Origin of the sequence: Desulfocucumis palustris, from assembly GCF_002933875.1 — a bacterium.
GTDB lineage: Bacteria > Bacillota > Desulfotomaculia > Desulfotomaculales > Desulfocucumaceae > Desulfocucumis > Desulfocucumis palustris.
This window is the reverse complement of record NZ_BFAV01000045.1, coordinates 158,399-175,121: the sequence shown is the minus strand read 5'-3', so window position 1 is coordinate 175,121 and position 16,723 is coordinate 158,399. Positions and strand designations below refer to the sequence as shown.

15 protein-coding genes and 1 other RNA gene are annotated in these 16,723 nt (G+C 47.2%); 8 read left to right on the top strand and 8 right to left on the bottom strand.

From position 1 onward, the window contains the following. Positions 1 to 374 precede the first annotated feature (374 nt). Together yunB and tyrS are read right to left on the bottom strand one after the other, a co-directional pair. Positions 375 to 1,028: a sporulation protein YunB gene (gene yunB / locus DCCM_RS04515; protein WP_104371253.1), complete on the bottom strand. Its 654-nt coding sequence runs from the start codon at positions 1,026 to 1,028 to the stop codon at positions 375 to 377. A gap of 128 nt (positions 1,029 to 1,156) precedes the next feature. Then, positions 1,157 to 2,377 (bottom strand): tyrosine--tRNA ligase, encoded by a 1,221-nt coding sequence (tyrS, locus tag DCCM_RS04510; protein WP_104371252.1) that lies wholly within the window; start codon positions 2,375 to 2,377, stop codon positions 1,157 to 1,159. 184 nt (positions 2,378 to 2,561) lie between these two features. Between tyrS and DCCM_RS04505 the strand changes: the two genes are divergently transcribed. Then, a complete protein-coding gene (locus DCCM_RS04505) occupies positions 2,562 to 4,793 on the top strand; it encodes a transglycosylase domain-containing protein (protein WP_104371251.1) in 2,232 nt (743 codons plus the stop codon). A gap of 108 nt (positions 4,794 to 4,901) precedes the next feature. On the opposite strand, the gene rnpB is transcribed toward DCCM_RS04505, so the two are convergent. The 5 genes from rnpB to DCCM_RS04480 form a co-directional block, all read right to left on the bottom strand. Further along, an RNA gene (rnpB, locus tag DCCM_RS04500) (RNase P RNA component class B) lies at positions 4,902 to 5,240 on the bottom strand. 80 nt (positions 5,241 to 5,320) lie between these two features. After that, on the bottom strand, positions 5,321 to 6,076 hold the full coding sequence (locus tag DCCM_RS04495) for a helix-turn-helix domain-containing protein (protein WP_165792011.1): 756 nt from the start codon (positions 6,074 to 6,076) through the stop codon (positions 5,321 to 5,323). Continuing rightward, positions 6,021 to 7,145: a tRNA 2-selenouridine(34) synthase MnmH gene (mnmH, locus tag DCCM_RS04490; protein ID WP_104371249.1), complete on the bottom strand. Its 1,125-nt coding sequence runs from the start codon at positions 7,143 to 7,145 to the stop codon at positions 6,021 to 6,023. Before mnmH ends, DCCM_RS04495 begins: the two co-directional genes overlap by 56 nt. 218 nt (positions 7,146 to 7,363) lie before the next feature. After that, positions 7,364 to 9,562: an FtsK/SpoIIIE family DNA translocase gene (locus DCCM_RS04485; protein ID WP_104371272.1), complete on the bottom strand. Its 2,199-nt coding sequence runs from the start codon at positions 9,560 to 9,562 to the stop codon at positions 7,364 to 7,366. A 440-nt stretch (positions 9,563 to 10,002) separates the two neighbouring features. After that, positions 10,003 to 10,800, bottom strand: coding sequence for an undecaprenyl-diphosphate phosphatase (locus DCCM_RS04480; RefSeq protein ID WP_104371248.1), 798 nt, complete (start codon positions 10,798 to 10,800; stop codon positions 10,003 to 10,005). Between the two features lie 227 nt (positions 10,801 to 11,027). Between DCCM_RS04480 and DCCM_RS04475 the strand changes: the two genes are divergently transcribed. From DCCM_RS04475 to vapC, 7 genes are all read left to right on the top strand, one after another. Then, entirely contained in the window at positions 11,028 to 11,957 is a 930-nt protein-coding gene (locus DCCM_RS04475) for a DMT family transporter (RefSeq protein ID WP_104371247.1), read from the top strand. A gap of 148 nt (positions 11,958 to 12,105) precedes the next feature. Beyond that, the gene (locus DCCM_RS04470; RefSeq protein ID WP_104371246.1) at positions 12,106 to 12,414 is read left to right on the top strand and encodes a hypothetical protein; all 309 of its coding nucleotides are present in this window, start codon (positions 12,106 to 12,108) and stop codon (positions 12,412 to 12,414) included. A 476-nt stretch (positions 12,415 to 12,890) separates the two neighbouring features. Beyond that, a complete protein-coding gene (locus DCCM_RS04465) occupies positions 12,891 to 13,637 on the top strand; it encodes a hypothetical protein (protein WP_104371245.1) in 747 nt (248 codons plus the stop codon). A gap of 88 nt (positions 13,638 to 13,725) precedes the next feature. Beyond that, positions 13,726 to 13,959, top strand: coding sequence for a cation:proton antiporter regulatory subunit (locus DCCM_RS04460; RefSeq protein ID WP_104371244.1), 234 nt, complete (start codon positions 13,726 to 13,728; stop codon positions 13,957 to 13,959). Positions 13,960 to 13,993: 34 nt separating this feature from the next. Continuing rightward, the gene (locus tag DCCM_RS04455) at positions 13,994 to 15,202 is read left to right on the top strand and encodes a hypothetical protein (protein ID WP_104371243.1); all 1,209 of its coding nucleotides are present in this window, start codon (positions 13,994 to 13,996) and stop codon (positions 15,200 to 15,202) included. A 136-nt stretch (positions 15,203 to 15,338) separates the two neighbouring features. Beyond that, positions 15,339 to 15,566 carry a type II toxin-antitoxin system antitoxin VapB gene (vapB, locus tag DCCM_RS04450; RefSeq protein ID WP_104371242.1) on the top strand — a complete coding sequence of 76 codons (228 nt, stop codon included), beginning with the start codon at positions 15,339 to 15,341 and terminating at the stop codon, positions 15,564 to 15,566. A 9-nt stretch (positions 15,567 to 15,575) separates the two neighbouring features. Continuing rightward, positions 15,576 to 15,968: a type II toxin-antitoxin system tRNA(fMet)-specific endonuclease VapC gene (gene vapC, locus DCCM_RS04445; protein WP_231702655.1), complete on the top strand. Its 393-nt coding sequence runs from the start codon at positions 15,576 to 15,578 to the stop codon at positions 15,966 to 15,968. Positions 15,969 to 16,166: 198 nt separating this feature from the next. Here the strand turns inward: vapC and DCCM_RS04440 are convergent, their stop codons facing one another. Further along, on the bottom strand, positions 16,167 to 16,721 hold the full coding sequence (locus tag DCCM_RS04440) for a PilW family protein (protein ID WP_373855395.1): 555 nt from the start codon (positions 16,719 to 16,721) through the stop codon (positions 16,167 to 16,169). Positions 16,722 to 16,723 lie beyond the last annotated feature (2 nt).

Sequence of the window (16,723 nt, the reverse complement as noted above, 5' to 3'; positions counted from 1 at the left end):
TTAGCTCGTTTACCTCGCTTGGCTTGTTGCTTTGACGAGGATTATGGTTTTACCATTAATCCATCTTGCTTTACTGTTTAGTTTTCAAGGACCGGTTCGATGACACTTCTTTATCATATCACCGCGTTGCTATATTGTCAACATCTTTTTTCACCTGTCCGGTCGACAATTTTTGCAACCGTTAGTAATATTAACATTATTGAGCACGCCAGTCAAGCCTTTCTTTTCCGGCCTCACCGGCGCAAGAAATAATATACCACTAATCCAAGGTGGTATTCAAGAGGTAGTATTTGGGTACGGGCAGTCAAGCTGTTTAGAATATTTTTACCCCGATCACGGGGTCATTTATGCATTACCATAATAAATAAGTTACTTTAATTAACCCCTCCCCCCAGGACACCCCAGGGCAATGACACATAAGTGCCCGGAACATCACCGACAATAATGCTTTCGGTTACCGGAACCTCGGTTACAACCTTCGATTCGCCGCTTTTCAACGGTATAATAACCCGCACTTCGGTTTCGAACCGGAGATAAATGGAATGCCTGGTCTGGTTAATGCCGGCGGTTTCAAATTTATCGTTTAAATCCACCTTTACCGTACCCACAGGCATGATACTGATCCTGATCCCCGGTCCAAGGTTGGCCAGCGCGTATATCCCCGAAAGCTGCCCTATAGGAATTCTGATATCTTCGCTCCGGATTTTATTTAATTCGTCCTGAACCGTCAGAGTAACGCCCGAAGACAATTGATTCAGCCTGATGGTATCGGCCTGCATCAGGACGACCTTTCCCCGGCTGTCTTTATGTATGTTAATTAAATCGTTATAATGGACCCCGCTATCGGCAACTTTTTTTATCACGGCCCGGTGTATGGCCTCAGTAGCTATTTTCACGGCCCTCACCCTGGCCATTTCAAATAGCGCCGGGCGCATTACGAAATCAGCATACCACAATAATGCCAGGGGTATTGCCACCAGCAGCATTACCATCGCCATTCTTTTATACGGATTACTCCTTTTAAACAATAGCCTCACCCGCCGCCATGTAAATAATTAGGCCAGGCAAAATACTTTCTACATCTATATGCGCGGCGCAATAATATAAGGCCAACAAAAAAACCTGCCCCCATGGGCAGGTCCGCAATATGTTTATGCTAAACGGATAATTTAACAAATTTTCTTTTTCCCGCCTTTATAATCATGCCGTCCTTCACAGTCAGGTTTACAGCAGGGTCGTCAACTTTCTCCCCGTCCACCTTAACGGCTCCCTGCTGAATAAGCCGGCGGGCCTCGCTGGTGCTGGAAGCAAGCCCGGTTATATGAAGCAGCCTTGGCATCCAGACACTGCCCTCTTCCATTATATCCGGGCCGACATTAAAGGTTGGTATTTCATCCGGCAGCTCGTGCTGCTGAAAAATCCTTTTAAATTCTTCTTCAGCGGCAAGAGCCGCCTCCTGATCATGGTAAAAAGCGACAATCTCCCGGGCCAGCCTCATTTTAACGTCTCTGGGGTGCAGGGCGCCGCTTTTCAGCCCCTCATCAATGGAACGCACCTCTTCCAGCAAGACAGGGGTTACCAGTTCAAAATAACGTATCATTAATTCATCAGGCAGCGACATGGTCTTGCCGTACATTTCCCTGGGGGATTCGTCTATGCCTATGTAATTGCCCAGGCTTTTGCTCATTTTCTGGACTCCGTCAAGCCCTTCAATTATCGGCATCATTAGGGCGATTTGAGGCTCCTGGCCGTACTCTCTTTGTAAAGTCCGCCCCATTAATAAATTAAATTTCTGATCAGTGCCCCCCAGTTCCACATCCGCCTCCAGGGCCACGGAATCGTAACCCTGCATCAGAGGATAAAAAAATTCATGCACGCTGATGGGGAGATTTTCCCTGTATCTTTTAGCAAAATCCTCCCTTTCCAGCATTCTTGCCACGGTGTATTTGGCAGCCAGTTCAATTATTTGAGCAAAGGTAAGCGGAGCCAGCCACTGGCTGTTAAAAACCAGCTTCGTTTTTTCGGGATCCAGTATTTTAAAAATCTGTCTCTGGTAAGTGCCGGCATTTTCCTTTACCTGTTCCTCGGTCAACTGTTTGCGGGTCTCCGATTTACCGGTGGGATCCCCTATACGGGCGGTAAAGTCACCCAATATTATAATGACCTGATGTCCTAGCTCCTGGAACTGTCGCATTTTATGCAAAACCACGGTGTGTCCCAGATGTATGTCCGGGGCTGTGGGGTCCAGACCTAATTTTATCTTTAAAGGTTTACCGGTGGACACAGAACGTTTAAGCTTTTCCACCAGTTCCTCCTCAGGCACAATTTCCACCGCGCCCCGCCGGATTATTTCCATTTGCCTTTCCACGCCAACCATTTATTGTATCCCCTTTCAATAAATCCAGTACATTATACCAAGGGCGGCAGCGGGTGACAAGAGCGCTCAAAAACAGCTCATCCGGGCTAAACAGCCCTCCGGTGCGGCGTATTGACTTTTTCGATGTGCCGTTAAAATATTATGTTATAATGTTTATTATACCTTTTTTAAGGGGGACAGAATATTGGCGGCAACACGGAGACGAAAGAAGTTAAGGCCCGGCAGATTTGTCTTGTTTATAATACTGCTTTTCACTTTTATATGCGGCGCGGCCGCGCTGGGACTGCTGGCGGTCAGCGTTAAGGATTTACCGGCCTGGGATGAAAGCGGATTATTGTCCTCAAACTCAACTCTTATATATGACAAGGACAATAAACTGATAACCAAAGTGGGAATTGAAAACAGAGTCCCCATATCCTTAAGCGACATACCGGAAAATGTACAGGAAGCTTTTCTGGCCGCCGAAGACCGCCGTTTTTACCAGCACTTCGGGGTTGACCTGCAAGGCATAATCAGGGCGGTTTTTGTGGATCTGACCAAGGGAGGATTGCACCAGGGAGCCAGCACCATTACCCAGCAGTTAATCAGAATGTCCTTCCTGACTCCTGATAAGACCATAAAAAGAAAAATCCAGGAAATAATACTGGCGGTTCAGGTGGAGCGCCACTATTCCAAAGAAGAAATTCTTGAAATGTACTTAAACAAAATATATTTCGGAGAAGGCGCGTACGGTATACAATCAGCCGCCCAGACATACTTTGACAAAGGTGTTTCCGATCTGACGGTGGCCGACGCCGCCCTGCTTGCCAGCATTGTGCGCGCCCCCAGTATTTATTCCCCTTACAGGGACGAAAAGACCGCTTTAAACAGACGTGACACCATTATATCCCAAATGGCTGAATATGGTTTCATCAGCCCCCAGGAGGCATCCGGCGCGGAATCCGAACCAATTAATATTAAGGAAGGCTCGCCGGCCGGAAGGCAATATCCCTATCCTTACTTTGTGGACTACGTTACAGAGCAATTGATAGAAAAATACGGCCCGGAAAAAGTGTATAAGCAGGGATTAAAGGTTTATACCACAATTGATCCGGAAATTCAGGAAAATGCCGAAAAGATAATGGCCAATGACCGCAATTTCCCGCCGGCCATCGGAAACGAAAAGCCCCAGGGAGCGGCTGTTGTTCTTGATCCCCGCAATGGAGAGATTAGAGCCCTGGTGGGAGGCAGGCAGCATACCAATAAACTGGGCTGGAACAGGGCAACCCGGGAACCGGGACGGCAGCCCGGCTCATCCTTTAAACCAATTATCGCCTATGCCCCGGCCATTGAATTAAAAGGTATGGGACCGGCTTCGGTTATAGACGACGCTCCTGTAAAATACGGCAACTACGAACCGCACAACGACAGCCGTTCATACAGGGGACTTATTACCCTGCGAACCGCCATAACCTATTCGGTTAATATTGCCGCGGTGAAACTGCTGGTAGACCATGTCACCATACCCGAGGCCATTAATTTTGCCCACCGGTTGAATATAGACATCGACCGCAATTCGGTCGGCGCCAGCTTGGCCCTGGGAACCGAAGAAATAACTCCGCTAAAGCTGGCGGCAGCTTACGCGGCTTTTGCCAACCAGGGCATATACACGGAACCGACGGCCATATTAAAAGTGGAAGAACCGGACGGAACGGTGCTGGAGGAGCACACGCCCAAACAGAAACAGGTCATGAAGCCCACCACGGCCTATTTAATAACCGATATGTTAAAATCAGCCGTGCAGTCCGGCACTGGCACCGGGGCCAAAATCAGCCGGCCGGCCGCGGGCAAAACCGGAACCACCGATCAGGGCAAGGATATCTGGTTTGCCGGCTATACCCACGAGTTGGTGGGAGTGGTATGGATTGGTTTCGACGACCCCAAGCCAATGCCCAGGAGTTACGGTGGTGTTTACCCCGCCCCCATCTGGCGTCAAATAATCGGCAAGGCGCTGGAGGGCAAGCCGGTAAGCAACTTTGAAAGACCCCCGGGAATAGTTTCCGCCAAGGTGGACAGCAAGTCAGGGCTGCTGCCGGGACCCAATACCCCTCCGGAGCATATGGTAACGGACCTTTTTGCCAGCGGAACGGTTCCCACCAAGATGGACGACACCCATGTACCTGTGGAGGTATGCGCAACCAGCGGCAAACTTCCCACCGAGTACTGCCCGGACAGGGTAATCAGGACTATGATTAAACTTCAATACAACGTTCCTGATAACGTGGCCGATTACAATGAAAGGATGCCTACGGACTTCTGCACCATTCACTCTCCCGGCGCCGGCGGGCAGATACTTCCGCCGGACAGTCAGACTGTGAAGCCAAACCAGGAAATCCCCTGGAATATTCCAGGCCAAACCGAAACCGGCACCCAGTAGCTAAACCGCGCCGGCGGCGATAATAATTCCAAAGGCATGCAACCAACAAAAAAGACCCCTGATTTATCCAGGGGTCTTTTCTTACCTTGGCGCGGTCTTAAAAGACACGGCTGTAAGCGAGATTCTGTTTTTCAAGCAGTTATCTATCTAAGAAAGGGTTCTTTTATATAAGAATCCTTCCTTCCCCCTATTAAGGGGGTGCCCCTACCCGTGACTTAAAGTCACCTATTTGGGTTGCACGCCGGCGGAGTTTACCCTTGCACTCACCGGTCGCCCGGTGACATGGTTTCTGTGGCACTTTACAGCTACCGGAAACTTTCATGAGTTCCTTTCGCCGTCGTCAGGTCGCCCTGCCCCGGCTTGCGCCGGGCACCGTTTTACATATTTGAATATGTGCGTGTCTCGACTTTCCTCTGCTCCCTATGGGAACAGCAACTGCTCACCGTACTTTTAAAGCGCAAAGAGAATTATAATATATTATTGAATAGAATTCAACAGGCAATTACAGGCACCATTAACCCCCGCAATTATCCCTGAGTTCCGGCTGTGAACTCCCTGGCCACAACATCTCCGCGCTGGCCGAGAACGCCTATATCCTCTCCGTTGAAATTAACATTAACATCACCCGCATTACCCAGTTTAACCCATATTCTCTCCTGGCCATGAAAACTTTTACTCTGGCCCGGGGCCACTTCACCCGTAAACTGTGTTTGACCGTCCACAACCACCAGCATCCAGCTGGCCCTATCCGTTACATTAAGGGTGATGTCAACTCCCTCCGGCTGCACCTCGGCGGAAGGCGCCTGATTTTCGGACTCACCGGGAATATTTTCTTTATTCCCGTTTGGAGCCGGAGTCTGTTCCTTTTCAGCCACATAATTTTCCTGCCGCCCGGACTGTCCCGGTTCTTTTTCCTGCAAGGACGGGAGTATGGCAAAAACACCCACGACAAGAACCACTCCGGCCAGCAACAATCCCAGGACAAGCCGTTTGCCGTTCCCACTCTTCACAGGTGGCGGCGCTTCTATTACATCAGGCTCAGGTTCTTCCTCCACCCTTTGCTCATTTAGATAAGCCGCAATAACTTCATTGGGGTTCAACCCCAGATACTGCGCATAATTTTTTAAAAAACCTTTTTCATAGGCCTTTCCCGGGAGAACTCCATAATCTTCGTTCTCCAGGGCCTCAAGGTATTTAAGGCGAATTTTGATATCAGCCTCCACATCGTTAAGCGAAAGACCCCTGGCTTCCCTGGCTGCCTTCAGGGCTTTCCCTATTTCCAACCCTAACACCTCCATTCACCGGAATACCATATTCGGGTAAGCCGGCAACAAATTCTGCGACAACATCCACCGCCCTGTTAATATTACCCGTATCAACTGACAGATGGTAGCTGGAATCAGGTCCATTGGGATACTTGTACAATGGATCATAATAATCCAACAGCAATATTTCAACCGCATCTTCATATTTCTTTTCCCGCAGGAGGTTAACCAGTTTATCCGCCTTTGCGTTCCCCAGATATCTGGTGATGGATTGTATCGCTTCCACCAGGGACTGCATATTGGCGTCGGACCCGCTGACATATTCCTTCACGGAGCGGTGTATTCTTTCCTGAATTGAGGCATAGAGAAGTATATTATAGCCCATTTTCATTGAATTTATGACCGATTGCGGCACCAGCAGCCTGCCCAGTCTTTTGCTTTCGCATTCAACCACAAAAACGCCCTGTTTTGCCGAGGCAACAAAATTCTTCACAATCATGCTCTCAAATTTTTTTTGGGAAGGGGAGAGCGGCATTCCTATCTTGCCGAACACTGAACCCCTGTGGCAAGCCAGCCCTTCCAGATCGAGGACCGGAAGGCCCCTGGCTTCAAGGCCTTTTAATACCTCAGTCTTGCCCACGCCGGTAAGACCGTGTATTACCACGGCCCTATGGGGCAACTCCCTCTCCAGATAGCTATTAATATACTTTCTATAGGATTTATAGCCCCCCGCGACCCGGTATACGTTAAAACCCATCAAATCCAGCATATAGGTTACGAACTGGCTGCGGAGCCCCCCCCGCCAGCAAAACAATACAACATCCCTGCCATTTGAGGCTTTCTGCTCATATTCCCGCAGCATCGCCGGCAATCTCGGGGAAATCAGATTCAATCCCAGCCGCCTGGCCTTTACGGGATTTTCTCTCTTGTATACCGTCCCCACCATGGCTCTTTCTTCATTGTTTAAAAGAGGTATGTTAACAGCTCCGGGAATTGTGTCTTCATTATATTCATTCTCAGAGCGGACATCCACCAGAGTAGCTCCCGGCATATTAAAAGCGTCTTCAATTTTTATGTCTTTAGCCATTAATGTCAACAACTCCAAACAACGGGTAAACCAATCAACCCCGCCAAACGGAAAATAAACCGTCTCCGGGGTTTAAAAAGTATTCGGATTCAGTATTTATTACACGTTAATTTTAGCATATCCTCAATGATAATACAAAATTCCCGCCAGGTTCTAGTAAAATATTATGGTTTTGGCTTTATCTGCAATTGTCCTTCGACAGAAAAAATAAAATTCCTTTAGTTTCCTGAAATATTTTTATTTCCAACTTTATTGAAGGTCTGTTCGTACTGCTCCATGGTCATCAGAACCGCTCTGGGTTTGCTTCCCTCGAATGAGCCGACAATACCTTTCCTTTCCATAATGTCTATAATCCTGGCGGCCCGGGCATAACCTATGTGCAGCCGGCGCTGCAGCATGGATATTGAGGCGTGGCCTGTTTCAATAAAAATCTCCACCGCCCGGGGAAGCAGTTCATCCTCCGGTTCATACGCCGCCGCCGCTTCCGGCTCACCGGCGGTAAGGCTTTCGAGATAAACCGGAACGGCCTGTTTTTTCCAAAAGGATACAAGCTGTTCAACTTCCCTGTCGGACAGATAGGCCCCCTGAATTCTTACGGGCTTGGCGGCGCCCACCGGAAAGAAAAGCATGTCTCCCTTACCCAGCAGCTTTTCCGCTCCCCCCATGTCCAGTATGGTGCGGGAATCAATCTGGGACGACACGGCAAAGGAAATCCTTGAAGGAATGTTGGCTTTTATCAACCCCGTAATAACATCCACGGAAGGGCGCTGGGTGGCAATCATCAGATGGATGCCCGCCGCCCTGGCCATTTGGGCCAGCCTGCAAACGGAATCCTCCACATCGGCGGGAGCCACCATCATCAAATCAGCCAGTTCGTCGATAATTACAACTATGTAGGGCAACGGGCTCCGGGACGGTTCCCGGCCGGTTGAAGAATTGTTGTAGCGGGTGATATCCCTCACCCCCGCGGAGGCAAACAGCTCGTAACGGTATTCCATTTCTTTAACCGCCCAGCGCAGGGACGTGGCTGCTTTTTTAGGATCGGTAACCACCGGGGAAATAAGGTGGGGTATTCCGTTATAAGTTGCCAGCTCAACCATTTTGGGATCGATGATTAAAAATTTAAGCTGTTCCGGAGTGGCTTTAAAAAGCATGCTGGCGATTAAAGTATTCAGGCAAACACTTTTACCGGAACCTGTGGCTCCGGCTATAAGCAGGTGCGGCATCAAAGCCAGATCCGCCACCACCGGGGTTCCCGCAATATCTTTGCCCAGGGACACCGTCAGCCGGGAGGGAGCCTTCTGAAACTCATCGGTTTCCAGCAGTTCCCTCAGATGAACAGTGGAAATTTCCCTGTTGGGCACTTCTATGCCCACAGCCGCCTTGCCGGGTATGGGAGCTTCTATACGCACATCCGGCGCCGCCATGGAAAGAGCCACATCATCGGCCAGGCTGACAATCCTGCTGACCTTTATCCCCGGCGGAGGCTGTATCTCATATCTGGTAATAGCCGGCCCCCGGGAAACCTGGGTGACTTTCGCTTTAACCCCGAAGCTTTCAAGGGTCTCCTCCAGTATACGGATATTATCGGTAATATCCTTGCTGGCCTTGACATTCCTGGCAGTGGAAGGTCTTGACAAAAGCGACATGGGGGGAAGATGATATTCCGCTCCCCGGGCCGGATTTCTCTCCTCAGGCTCGTAATAGCCTTCGGAAAACTGCTGGTTCCAGCGACTGTCCGGCGTCTTCACCAGGCGCAATACCGGTCCGCCGTTAACAGGCTTAACCGCCCCGGAGCCGGTTTTTTCGCCGGAGGATTCTTCCCCCCGGTGCTCCCCAGACGATGCTTCTCTTGTCTCCACCTGCTCATCCCCGCAAAAATCAATTATTATGGGATGAGGGCCTTTTTCCTCCTCCGGCTCCTCAACAAATAAAAAATTGATTAAAAAAGTCTTTATCCCGTTAAACAAGGTTTGCAATCTGTTTTTTATCCTGATATACAGATCATTTAAACGCCAGTTGAAAACCAGCATAATCCCTATCAGGGCAAAGGCGGTTAATATGATTACCGTCCCCGCCAGCCCGAAGGAGCGCCACAGCAGCATTGAAATCAACGCGCCCAGCAGTCCTCCCCCCTCGCCCCGGAGTCCGCTCCCCCAGCTCTTGCCTCCGGGAACGAAAAGGTGTATTACCGTTAAGGACACCATGAACAGCACTATGCCCCCGTATACCTGCTGGGGAGTGCCTTCCCGGGGGGATTTTTGGATCAGCCTTACACCCAGATAGGCCAGCAGCACGGGAAAAAGGAAACGCCCCTCACCGGTGGATATTCTCAATAGTTTTTCAACGTAATAAGTAACCAGGCCGACTTTGGGGTTAAAGAGACAGACCACCCCCAAAAGAGCCAGGGAAAACATAACGATACCGGCAATTTCAGAATTAAATCTCCTGTTAAAAGGCTTTGGTCCGCTCACTATAATTACCTCCTTTGGTAAATTATAGCACAGCGGACCGTTAATTATTTGTCATAAATTTGAAAAACCAAAATTAAACAGCTTTTTTTAATAATTTTTACGTACCCGCCCCTGAAAAAGAAAAACCCCTATAACCCTGAAGTAAACCCCGGGAATAAACCTTTTTCGGGAAGCTATGGAGATGGTTCAGGGAAGCCTTGGGACGATTCAAACATCCTCGAAGGGTAACAAAGGACCGGAAGGAAGACGATGGAACCGTCGATGGCGCGTGCGTGGCACGGCGCCTGGCACCGGAAACGTCCCCGTGGCGACCCCCGTGGCGACCCCCGTGGCGACCCCCGTGGCGACCCCGTGGCGGAGGTGTCTCCCGGCGAGGTGTGGTTTTAGAAATAAAAATATATTAATACAAGCAAGCCCAATATTATTCTATAGTAGCCAAAAGGTTTGAAGTCCTTACTGGAAATAAAATTCATGAAGCCCGCTATTACCAATAATGCCACTATAAAAGAAACAACAAACCCAACAATCAATACTTGCAATTGAGACGAAGTTAAGGCAAAGCCAATTTTAAGAAGGGAATAAGAGGTGGCTGCGAACATTGTGGGAATAGCCAGGAAAAATGAATATTCAGCGGCCACAACCCGCGAGACTCCCAATAGCATTGCGCCGATTATAGTGGCGGCGGACCTGGACGTTCCGGGAATCATTGCCAGGCATTGAATAAATCCTATTATAAAAGCAGTTTTATAATCCAATAAATGGATATCCCTAATGCGAATGCGCTTTCTCCTGTTTTCAATGAAAATCAAAACAAAACCGCCTATTAGCAATGCAATTGATACGGTAACAGGGTTAAAAAGCTTTTCCTCAATATGGTCTCCTAAAGCCGCGCCGATTAATAGCGCCGGTAAAACCCCCACAATGGTTTTTTTCCAAATTGCAAATACCTTTCTTTTCTCTGTTACGCTTGATTTGCTAAAAGGAAAAAGCTTATGCCTGAAATAAACCACAACAGATAGTATTGCTCCCAATTGTATTGCCACATCAAACATATGCGCAAAATTTCCTGTAAAGCCTACAAACTCGTTAACCAATATTAAATGACCGGTGGATGATATTGGTAAAAACTCGGTAATCCCTTCCACTATACCAAGTATTACAGCTTTGAAAATATCAATCATTTGACTGGTTTCCTTTCACTGTTTACTAAGTCCCACAAAATAACCCCGGAAGCCGGCCCGGCGCCGCGGCTACCCCCAATGACCTTTTATAAAAACAAAACAATTATAGCATACGGACTATATAAATGCATTAACGTCCTTGGGTGATACTTCAGGCAGGTATGGCAAAAAACAACACGAAATATTAAAGAATGTTGAAAAATACGTGATGAACCCGGGGGATAACCATGACAGATATAAACCAGGAAGAAAAGCAAAACTTAAGAGGATTTATTTTTGTAATCGCTGCCGCGGCGATGTGGGGCGTATCCGGCACCGCGGCCAAATTCATGTTTAATAATAATGTCAGCCCCTTCGATCTGGTACAGCTCCGTCTCGCTTTTTCTTTTTTAATACTGTTTGCCTATCTGCTGGTTGCCGATAGAAAATCCCTTTATGTCCCCAGGCGGCACTGGCCCTACATGGCCGTATTCGGTTTTTTCGGGGTAGCCGCCGTTCAGTTCACATATCTTTTTACCATTAGCCAAACCAATGTGGCCACAGCCATATTTTTACAATACCTGGCGCCTGCCTTTGTACTTATTTACGGATTGCTGAGGGGCCGGGAAAAGCTGGCGGTGTTTAACGGTTCGGCTCTGGTACTGGCCCTGTCCGGCGGCTTTCTCATAGTTCGCGGCAGCATGGGCGGAGGACTGGCGGTAAACTCCTGGGGACTGGCCAGCGGCATAGCTTCCGCTTTGTCATTCGCCTTTTATACGGTATATGGAAAACGGGGCCTGGAAACTTACAAGCCATGGACATTACTGACATGGGGCTTCGGCGTGGGCGCGCTGGTCTGGGGATTTTATAAAGCGCCCTGGTTAACCCTGATGAACTACAACTGGCAGACATGGTTGTTTTTTTTGTATATTGCGATTTTTGCAACCATTCTGCCCTTTGGTTTTTTCTTCAAGGGCTTAAATTATCTTTCACCCGTCAAAACCGGCATAACCAGCACCTTGGAGCCGGTGGTGGCGGCCTTGGCCGCATTTATTTGTCTTGGTGAGATACTTACATCTGTTCAGATCATTGGCTGCATATTGATACTGGCCGCTGTAATCCTGATTCAGCTAAAAACTGAAAATAATCCACCGGAAAAAGAAGCAAAATTATATTAACAGTGTAAAAAAGTTGTCTTGTCTATAATGGGTCAAAATATTTGACGAAACTGTAAAATAAAAAAGTTGATGTTAAAATTGCAAATAAATGTTTACCTATACTTTATTATTGGTTATAATACAAAAAAAATAAAAGGAGTGTACCGCATTGGCTTTTGAAATTTATAAACCCAGGGGAGAAAAACAAGAGAAAGCACCTATCGTGTCTTTATCTAAAACTTCTGTTGTTTTAAACAATATTGCAAGGGAAAAGCTGGCCGCCGATAGAATTGAACTGGCTTATGATAAAGACACCAGAACCATCCGGATCAGAGCGGTGGATGACGGCGGCATGGAAATCAGAAAAACAAAGGTGTTTGGTAAGGGATTCTTCAACCAGTTTGGAATTACCCAAAAAGGAAAGTTCGAAGCAAAATACAATCCTGATGAAAAAGCTTTATATGTACAGATATCCTAACCCGCTATGAAGGCGGGTTTTTTTTATCCCTCAAAATCTCCGGTATAATGGAGGGGATTTTGAATATTATTTAAAGAGCATGAAGTAGCCTGTGGGAGATATCCGGATATACAATTACTAATAGTCACCACCTGAAGATTTTTGATTTTTTTCAACCGTTTTTCCTAGTTTACTTTTTGTTCATAATCTGCTAGAGTATCTTTAAAGGGGGGAGACTATACTCCGTGGACTCTGAAATAGGTTTGTTGATACTGGGTACGGTGCCTTTGGTTATCGTGGTAGCAACATTCAAAATGATTTTTGGAAAAGGAAGAATCTGGTCAGATATTGGTTGAATATAAAAATAGAGGCTTTTATATCCCCGTTAATTGCTAACGGGGATTATTTTTTTGTCATCCTGTTTACCAATAAAAGGAAAATAATTATCGGTGTAGAATGTTAAATACTGGTATTAAAAAATGAGGAGGGAGTACCTTATGGAGTATTTCGCGCGTTACAAAAATATTGTGGAAAATATACAACAACTGGCAGGCAATATTACGGCCCTGAAACAGAAAGAATGGGAGGAACTCAACCGGCTTAACGAAGAAAGAGCCCAATTAAACAACATCATTATCAATGAGGTGGAGGCAAGGGCCGGGGAACTGGAAGAAGCTCTGGCCCAACTGGCGGATTATGTGGAAAAAGCCAAAAAAGCGGTTGCGCACACCGCCGGCCCCGACAGCACCACCGAAGACATATTGGCCCTTGAACCGGTACTGTTTAACTTTCAGTCCCTGCTGGATGTCGCTTCCCCCCAAATGACGCTTTCCTTTACCGGGGCAGAATCTCCATCACCCGCAGCCAGAGGCGACACTGAAACCGCCGGGGACCTCCAAACCCCGCAGGAAACCTCCCGGGCAGGCCTGTGCCACAGCGAAGCCCTGGAGGCGGAAGCCGCGGCGGCTATAGACCCGGCCCCGGTGGAAAAAGGCGAAACCCCGCCGCCAATTGAAAAAAAATTCCCGCCGAAAAAAACACATCAAAATAATCCGGCGGCTAATAAGCCGGTATTATCGAATAAAAAGAAACAAAAAGCAAAAAACAACAAACCCGTAAAAGAACCTGCTAAAAATCATTCCCTCACCATAATCCCCACCAAGATAGTACCATACGAAAAAGGGGATATTTTACTGGAAGAAATAAAGCGTAATGTGGAGGCCATAAAACAGGGCAAACGATGAGCACATTCAAGCCATAATACCCCATACCGCGAAACTCCCCGAATAGTGTATAATATTTTGGGGTGTTGACATCTAAGTCAGCTATGAACTGGAAGAAATAAGAATAAGCAATTCTTCCTCCCTGGCTCACCGGGAATTAAAAAATTCCCGGCTCAGGGAAGATTTTAATACCCAGCTGCTGGCGCTTTTAAGAAACGACGTGATAATAGCCAATCCGGAGCCCGGGGAGATAATTCAGCCGGAAGACATACTGATAGTGTTCGGCAGGGAGGATAAACTGCGGGAACTGGAAAAAGAAGCAGCGGGAATGGTAAAATTATAATTACTCCACTAAATGGCCGGGGGAGGTAAAATTGTTGGTCAAAAGAATATTTTTCTGCATTTTTACATTATTCGCATTTATCATGGCCGTGACCCCGGCCGTAGCCCGGGAGGGCATGAATCTGGAATGGGAGAAGTATTTCGGCTCCCCCAAAATAGACATGGCTTACGCGGCCTGCCAGACCTCCGACGGAGGATACATAGTAACCGGCAAATCCCTCCCGGCGAATAATTCCGAAGCATCATACTATAACGCGGCACTCCTGAAGCTGGACTCCCTGGGGCTTTTGCAATGGCAAAAAATTTACGGCGGCGCCGGGGACGACTGCGGCTCGGCGGTGCTGCAAACCTCCGACGGCGGTTACCTGATAGCCGGAGAGACACCCAAGCCCTACTCCGTCCTGGCCAATACGGATGTATACCTGGTAAAAACCGATGCCTCGGGCAACAAGCTGTGGGAAAGAAATTACGGCGGAGATAACGACGACACGGCCGCCTGCATCAGTAAGACCCGGGAAGGGGACTACGTCATAACCGGCGAAACCGGCTCCCCGGAAAATGGCAATGTTGATGTATATCTGATAAAAATAAATAAAGACGGCAATAAAATATGGGAAAGGGCTTTCGGAGGACCTGACACCGACTCCGGGGCCTGGGTCAGCCAAACCGGGGACGGGGGCTATATAGTGGCCGGCAAAACCTTTTCGGCGGCAGGCGGCTATAACGCCTATCTGCTAAAAACAGATCCTGAAGGCAATAAACTCTGGGAAAAAAACTACGGCGGCCCGGGCTGGGATACCGCCGGCATGGTGGAGCAGACTTCCGATGGGGGCTTCATTGTGACCGGACAAACATCATCTTTCAGCAACGGCAACTTTGACCTCTACCTGCTTAAAACCGATCAGTTGGGCAATAAACTGTGGGAAAGAAACCTGGTCATAAATGACTGGAGCACAGGCAAATGGGTCCGGCAAACCCCTGAAGGCGAATACCTGGCAGCCGGCTGGAGCACTTCCGCAAATTCCCCAAACCCCTCCTTTTTACTGGTCAGGATAAGCGCCGGCGGGGAAAAGCTCAAGGAATATACCCTGGAAAACCGTAAATTTAACGAGAACTTCCCGGTGCGGCAAACCGCGGACGGCGGATTCATCATAGCCGGCTGGTGGGCGGATACCCTGAAAAGCAGCGAAACCAGCAATGATGACTTTCAATATTACCTGGCAAAGCTGGCGGCAAAAAACTGACCCGGGCAGAATTGCGCGTGAGTTCCCGAGGAAAAAATTATAAAGATTGTATAGCGGCTATTTTGATTTTTTTTGACATTGTTTCCATTTGGATATATACTATGGTATATATCTTATATATTTTAGGGGGGTTTTTATGGACATTGCTAAAATATTTGAGAATGGCCGGAGCCAGGCTGTACGATTACCAAAAGAATACCGCTTTAAGGATTCCGAGGTATTTGTTAGAAGAATTAACGATATAGTACTGTTGATCCCCAAAGATAGCGCGTGGAAGAATCTTGAGTCCAGTTTAAAAAATTTCTCAGACGACTTCTTATCTGATAGAAAGCAACCAATCACACAAGGACGGGATGATCTTTAATTGAGATATATGCTTGATACAAACATATGTATTTATATAATCAAGAAGAAACCCATCAAAGTAGTAGAAACTTTAAAAAGGCTGGACATAGGGGATGTATGTATTTCTACAATTACACTGGCTGAACTTGAATACGGGGTTGAAAAAAGTCAACACAGGGAAAAAAATAAAATTGCTTTAACCAGCTTTTTATCACCCTTAGAAATACTGCCCTTCTCCGAAAAAGCTGCTGCTATTTCCGGGGAAATTCGCGCGACGCTTGAGAAAAAAGGGCAGATTATTGGGGCTTATGATTTATTAATTGCCGCGCATGCGCTTTCTGAAAGTCTGATTTTAGTAACCAATAATACTAATGAATTTAAAAGAATACCCAGTTTAACACTGCAAAACTGGGTTGATTAGATACTTATTATTATCTGTTGAAACTGGTCCTTAAAAAATATCGCGCTTAAAAGCCTGCTATTATTTTATTGTGGTCATGAATTCATCGGCTTTGGGCGGACGCCTTGAAAAGCAGTGTAACCGGCAATGATGATTTTCAATATTGCCTGGCCGGACTTTCGGCAAAAAATTGACGCAGGCAAAATTGCGCCTGCGCCCCTACGGCTCTGCGTCATCAAAACCAAAGATGACAGCCTTGCCCGTGCTGTTTTCGTCCCCGAAATCCTTTACAATAGGTCCGTAATCTTCAATGTTCTTTTGTATCTCCGAACTTATTTCGTAAGTTTGTTCGCCGTCAATATGTCCCCTCACGTTATACGATAGAAAAAATTCATCTAATTCATTAAAATCTATTTCTAATCTTACGTTGTCAGAAATGTTTCCAAAATTCGTAGCGGTTCCATCCTTATAGTATATTAAAGAGCCATCTTCTACATAGATAGCTTGGTCATAGTTCTGGTCAAGCTGGCCTATAACATTGGAATCATCCTCCAAAATTTTCATATAATCCGCGAAATGGGCCTTATCCTTAATAAGTTCTGTGGCCATCCGAACTTTGAGCTGTAGCTCCGTCTGACTGGAAGCAACGGTATAGGATTTGCTCACATAATAGTCGAAGGAGTATCCCACGGCCAGCACTATAACCAATATTGCCATAGTAATCATCAATTCGACCAAGGTGATTCCCTTTTCTTCTTTAAGAAATGAAGATATTA